Origin of the sequence: Bradyrhizobium pachyrhizi, assembly GCF_001189245.1 — a bacterium.
In the GTDB taxonomy this organism is placed as follows: domain Bacteria; phylum Pseudomonadota; class Alphaproteobacteria; order Rhizobiales; family Xanthobacteraceae; genus Bradyrhizobium; species Bradyrhizobium pachyrhizi.
In genome coordinates this window covers 12,212-17,556 of record NZ_LFIQ01000065.1, presented here as the reverse complement: position 1 = coordinate 17,556, position 5,345 = coordinate 12,212, and the positions used below count along the sequence as shown (strand labels likewise).

Below are 5,345 nucleotides of genomic sequence, written 5' to 3'. Positions count from 1 at the left end.
CCGCCGCGAATTTCAACCGCGAGGCCTCGCTGCCTGCCGTGCCGGCCGGCGTGATTGCGGCGGCATTCCGGACCGCCAAGGACGGCGACGGACAGACCTCCGTCGCCGGCGGCAGCCAGTGGGTGGTCTTCCGCGTCACCAACGTGACGGTGCCGCCGGTGGACTTCGCGTCGGACGCGGCCAAGCAGCTCACCGAGGCGCTGCGGCGGTCGCTCAGCGACGAGCAGGTCGCGCAATATGTCACAAAGATCGAGTCCGATATCGGTGTGACCATCAACCAGGCAGCCTTCGCACAGGTGACAGGCGCAAATAATTGAGCATGATCGGGACATCGCGACGACGCGCTGCACGCCGATCAAGCTCCAACAACAGACCCTGAGCCAGCGAATGGACGACCTGAAATCGATCATCGGAAAAGTCGCCACCGGCGCCACGCTGACGCGTGAAGAGGCGGCGTCCGCCTTCGACAGCATGATGTCGGGCGAAGCCACGCCCTCGCAGATGGGCGGCCTGTTGATGGCGCTGCGGGTGCGCGGCGAGACCGTCGAGGAGATCACGGGCGCCGTCACCGCGATGCGCGGCAAGATGCTGCCGGTCACGGCGCCGGCGGAGGCCGTCGACATCGTCGGCACCGGAGGCGACGGCTCCGGCTCGGTCAACGTCTCGACCTGCGCGGCCTTCATCGTGGCCGGCGCCGGCGTGCCCGTGGCGAAGCACGGCAACCGCGCATTGTCGTCGCGCTCGGGCGCCGCCGACGTGCTGGCCTCGCTCGGCGTCAAGCTCGATTTGACGCCCGAACAAGTCGGGCGCTGCGTCAAGGAAGCCGGCATCGGCTTCATGTTCGCGCCCGCGCATCATCCGGCGATGAAGAATGTCGGTCCGACTCGGGTCGAGCTCGCCACCCGCACCATCTTCAACCTGCTCGGCCCGCTGTCGAATCCCGCCGGCGTCAAGCGGCAGATGGTCGGCGTGTTCTCGCGGCAATGGGTGCAGCCGCTGGCGCAGGTGCTGAAGAACCTCGGCTCGGACAAGGTTTGGGTCGTGCACGGCTCCGATGGCCTCGACGAGATCACCCTCACCGGCCCGACCTTCGTTGCGACGCTCGAGAACGGCGAGATCAGGACATCAGAGGTGACGCCCGAGGATGCCGGCCTTGGCCGCGTCGGCGGCGAGGCGCTGAAGGGTGGTGACGCAGATGCCAATGCGATCGCGCTCTCCAGCGTGCTGCAGGGCAAGCCGAGCGCCTATCGCGACGTCGCCCTGCTCAACGCCGCCGCCGCGCTGATCGTGGCCGGCCGCGCCAAGGACCTCAAGGAAGGCGTCGCGATCGGCGCACAGTCGCTCGACAGCGGCGCTGCCGCCGCGCGGCTGAAGCATCTGGTCGCGGTTTCGAACGGTTAAGCAAGGCGTTAAGCGATGTCCGACATCCTGACCAAGATCGAGGCCTACAAGCGCGAGGAGATATCAGCCGCGAAGCGCGCCCATCCGCTCGCCGAGGTCGAGACGCAGGCGAAATCGGCCTCGGCCCCGCGCGGCTTCGTCCGCGCCCTCAAGGACAAGCATGCGCGCGGCGACTACGCGCTGATCGCGGAAGTGAAGAAGGCTTCGCCCTCGAAGGGCTTGATCCGGGCCGATTTCGATCCGCCCGTGCTCGCGAAAGCCTATGAGGCCGGCGGCGCGGCGTGCCTGTCGGTGCTGACCGACGCGCCCTCGTTCCAGGGCCATCTCGACTTCATGGTCGCTGCCCGCGCGGCGACCAGCCTGCCGGTGCTGCGCAAGGATTTCATGTTTGACACCTACCAGGTCGCCGAAGCGCGGGCCCACGGCGCCGACTGCATCCTGATCATCATGGCCGCGCTCGACGACGCGGCGGCCGGGGAGATCGAGGACGCCGCGCTCGGCTACGGCATGGACGTGCTGGTCGAGATCCACGACCGCGCCGAGCTTGACCGTGCCTTGAAACTTCGCTCGCCGATGATCGGCGTCAACAACCGCAATCTGCGCACCTTCGAGACCACGCTCGCGACCAGCGAGGCGCTGGCGCCGCTGATCCCGCCCGACCGCCTGATGGTCGGCGAGAGCGGCATCTTCACGCCGGACGATCTCGCCCGGCTCGAACGGGTCGGGATGTCGACCTTCCTGGTCGGTGAAAGCCTGATGCGCCAGCAGGACGTCACCGCGGCCACCCGCGCCTTGCTGACGCGGCAGGCCGCCACGCGCGCCACCGCAACGCGCTGACGCAATGGCGCGGAACAGCAAGGGCAAGACCAAGGCCGAGCCGTCCGGCTCCGGCACCGCCCTCACCCATATCGACGCCAAGGGCGAGGCGCGGATGGTCGACGTCTCGGCCAAGCCCGCGACCGAGCGGACCGCGGTCGCCGAAGGCCGCGTCGTGATGAGCAAGGCGACGCTTGCGCTGATCGAGACCGGCCAGGCCAAGAAGGGCGACGTGCTGGCGACGGCGCGCATCGCCGGCATTATGGCGGCGAAGCGGACGTCGGAATTGATCCCGCTCTGCCATCCACTGGCGCTGACCAAGGTCACGATCGACATCACACCCGACCGCAAGCTGCCCGGCTGCATCGTCCGCGCCAGCGTCAAGGTGACGGGGCCGACCGGTGTCGAAATGGAGGCGCTGACCGCAGTCTCGGTCGCATGCCTGACGATCTACGACATGGTCAAGGCGGTCGACCGCGGCATCCGCATCGAGGGCATCCACCTCGTCGAGAAGATCGGCGGCAAGTCCGGGCACTATCGCGCCGGCGCTTGATCGCCGGTGCGCAAGCCACGGCCTGTCGCAAATCTCCGCAAGGCTTCATTAACCAATCTCGCTAACCCGCGCTCCATTTCGATTGGATACGACTTTCGCGGGCCGGGGGTGCACGAGACCTACTTCCGGGTGAAACACCTGGAAGCGATTGCGGCAAATGACTCCAAACGGCAGCGCCACGTTCAACATCAAATCGGTGATCGGCAGCGGTCCGATCCGCTGGCTGATCCTCGGCGGCGCCGTGCTGATGGCCGCGATCGCGATCGGCGCCACGCTGATGGCGGAGAATTTCCGCGATCGCGCGCTGCACAACAGCGAGCGAGAGCTCGAGAACACCGTGCTGCTGCTGGCGCGGCATTTCGACCAGCAGCTCGACGATCTCGAGGTCGTCCAGCGCGACCTGATCGCGTTCATGCGCGACAATGCAATCGCGACGCCGGAAAATTACAAGCGCCGGATGTCGGCCGCCGACATCCACGCGATGCTCAAATCCAAGATGGACGCGCTGTCCAATGTCGGCAGCCTCAACGTGTTCGACGCCGATGGCGTTCTGATCAACAGCTCGGGCGCCTGGCCGCTGCCGCAGGCCAGCATTGCCGACCGCCCCTACTTCCAGATCTTCAAGTCGAGCCCCTATTCGCCCGACATGCAGGTCGCGCCGGTGGTCAGCCGCATCACCGGAAACTGGACCACCGTCATCGTCCGTAAGGTCACCGGTCCGCACGGCGAATTCCTCGGCGTGGTCGGCCGCGGCATCGAGCCGGCGGCCTTCGAGAAGTTCTTCTCCACGGTGGCGCTCGGCGATGGCGCCGCGATCTCGATGCATCATCGCGACGGCACGCTGCTGGCGCGCTATCCCCATGTCGAGGAGCTGATCGGGAGGAATTTCCGCAACGGTCCGGTCAATCAGCAGCAGGTGTTCGAGCTGCCGCAGAGCACGACGCGGCTCGCCAGCCCGGTCGACGGCAAGGACCGTCTGGTGTCGTCGCGGGCACTGACCAAATTCCCGATCGTCGTCGTCGCGACGAGCACCACGGAGGCGGCGCTCGCCAACTGGCGCGAGCAGACCGGCATCCTGATCGCGGTGACCAGCATCTCGGTGCTGGCGATCGCGATCCTGCTGACGCTGGTGGTGCGCAAGCTGGTGCAGCAGCATCGCGCCCAGCAGCAGCGCCTGACGCTGGAGAAGCTGCGGCTCGACACCGCCGTCAACAACATGACGCAGGGCCTGTTGCTGTTCGATGCCGCGCAGTGCCTGGTGATCTGCAACAGGCGCTATATCGAGATGTACGGGTTGTCGGCCGACATCATCAGGCCCGGCTGCAGCTTCCGCGACGTCATCGTGCATCGTCACCGGACCGGCTCGTTCCAGGGCGACGTCGAGCGCTACGTCAATCTCGTGCTGCGCGACGTCGGCATCCGCAACACCATGGTGATCACGACGCCCGACGGGCGCTCGATCCAGGTCGTCAACGAGCCGCTGGCCGACGGCGGCTGGCTTGCGACCCACGAGGACGTCACCGAGCGCCGCCGCGCCGAGGAGCGCATCACGCATCTCGCCCACTACGATGCTCTCACCGACCTGCCGAACCGCGCGCTGTTCCACGAGGAGATCAGGCGCGAGCTGCCGCATGTCACGCCCGACAGCCAGCTTGCCGTGCTCTATATCGACATCGACGAATTCAAGGGCGTCAACGACTCGCTCGGCCACATGGTCGGCGACGAGCTTCTCAAGTCCGTGGCGCGGACGTTGAGCGGCGTGATCGGCGAAGGCGATTTCGTCGCCCGCCTCGGCGGCGACGAGTTCGCGATCGTGCAGACCGGGGTGAAGAGCGAGGCGGAGGTCGCCGACCTCGTCGCGCGCATCTACGAGGTGATCCGCGCGCCCTATCAATGCCTCGGCCACCAGGTCACGACCGACGCCAGCATCGGCATCGCGCTGGCACCGAAGGACGGCACCGATCTCGACCAGATCATGAAGAACGCCGATCTTGCGATGTATGCGGCGAAGTCGGCCGGCCGGCGCGTCTTCCGCTTCTTCGAGCCGGCGATGGATGCCGACGCCCGTGCCCGCCGCGAGCTCGAGATGGAATTGCGGCAGACGATCGCCGCCGGCTCCGGCCTCGAAGTGCATTACCAGCCCTGCGTCGACCTGCGCAGCAACGAGATCACCGGCTGCGAAGCGCTAGTGCGCTGGCGCCATCCGCAGCGCGGCATGATCTCGCCGGCCGAATTCGTGCCGATTGCGGAAGAGACCGGTCTGATCAACCAGCTCGGCGAGTGGGTACTGATGACGGCCTGCAAGGAAGCCGTGAACTGGCCCGACCACGTCAGGCTCGCCGTCAACGTCTCGCCGGTGCAGTTCCGCAGCGGCACGCTGGCGCTCAAGGTGATCGCGGCGCTTGCAGCGTCGGGGCTGTCTGCGAGCCGACTCGAGCTCGAGATCACCGAGGCGGTGCTGATCCGCGACGACGAGACGGCGCTGGCCGCGCTGCACCAGCTGCGCGCCATCGGCATCAGGATCGCGCTCGATGATTTCGGCACCGGCTATTCGTCGCTGAGCTATTTGAAGCGG

4 protein-coding genes and 1 pseudogene are annotated in these 5,345 nt (G+C 66.9%); all 5 read left to right on the top strand.

Annotated features, from left to right (window positions below):
- A pseudogene (locus tag AKL29_RS44785) lies at window positions 1-317 on the top strand (peptidylprolyl isomerase); the annotation flags it as partial.
- Between the two features lie 70 nt (window positions 318-387).
- On the top strand, window positions 388-1,401 hold the full coding sequence (gene trpD, locus AKL29_RS13440; RefSeq protein WP_028334043.1) for an anthranilate phosphoribosyltransferase: 1,014 nt from the start codon (window positions 388-390) through the stop codon (window positions 1,399-1,401).
- Between the two features lie 15 nt (window positions 1,402-1,416).
- Window positions 1,417-2,238, top strand: a complete 822-nt coding sequence (gene trpC, locus AKL29_RS13435; protein ID WP_050384519.1) for an indole-3-glycerol phosphate synthase TrpC — start codon at window positions 1,417-1,419, stop codon at window positions 2,236-2,238.
- Between the two features lie 4 nt (window positions 2,239-2,242).
- Window positions 2,243-2,770, top strand: coding sequence for a cyclic pyranopterin monophosphate synthase MoaC (gene moaC, locus AKL29_RS13430; protein ID WP_050384518.1), 528 nt, complete (start codon window positions 2,243-2,245; stop codon window positions 2,768-2,770).
- Between the two features lie 157 nt (window positions 2,771-2,927).
- Window positions 2,928-5,345: bifunctional diguanylate cyclase/phosphodiesterase (locus AKL29_RS13425; RefSeq protein WP_050384597.1), on the top strand; the 2,418-nt coding region annotated here is incomplete at its 3' end.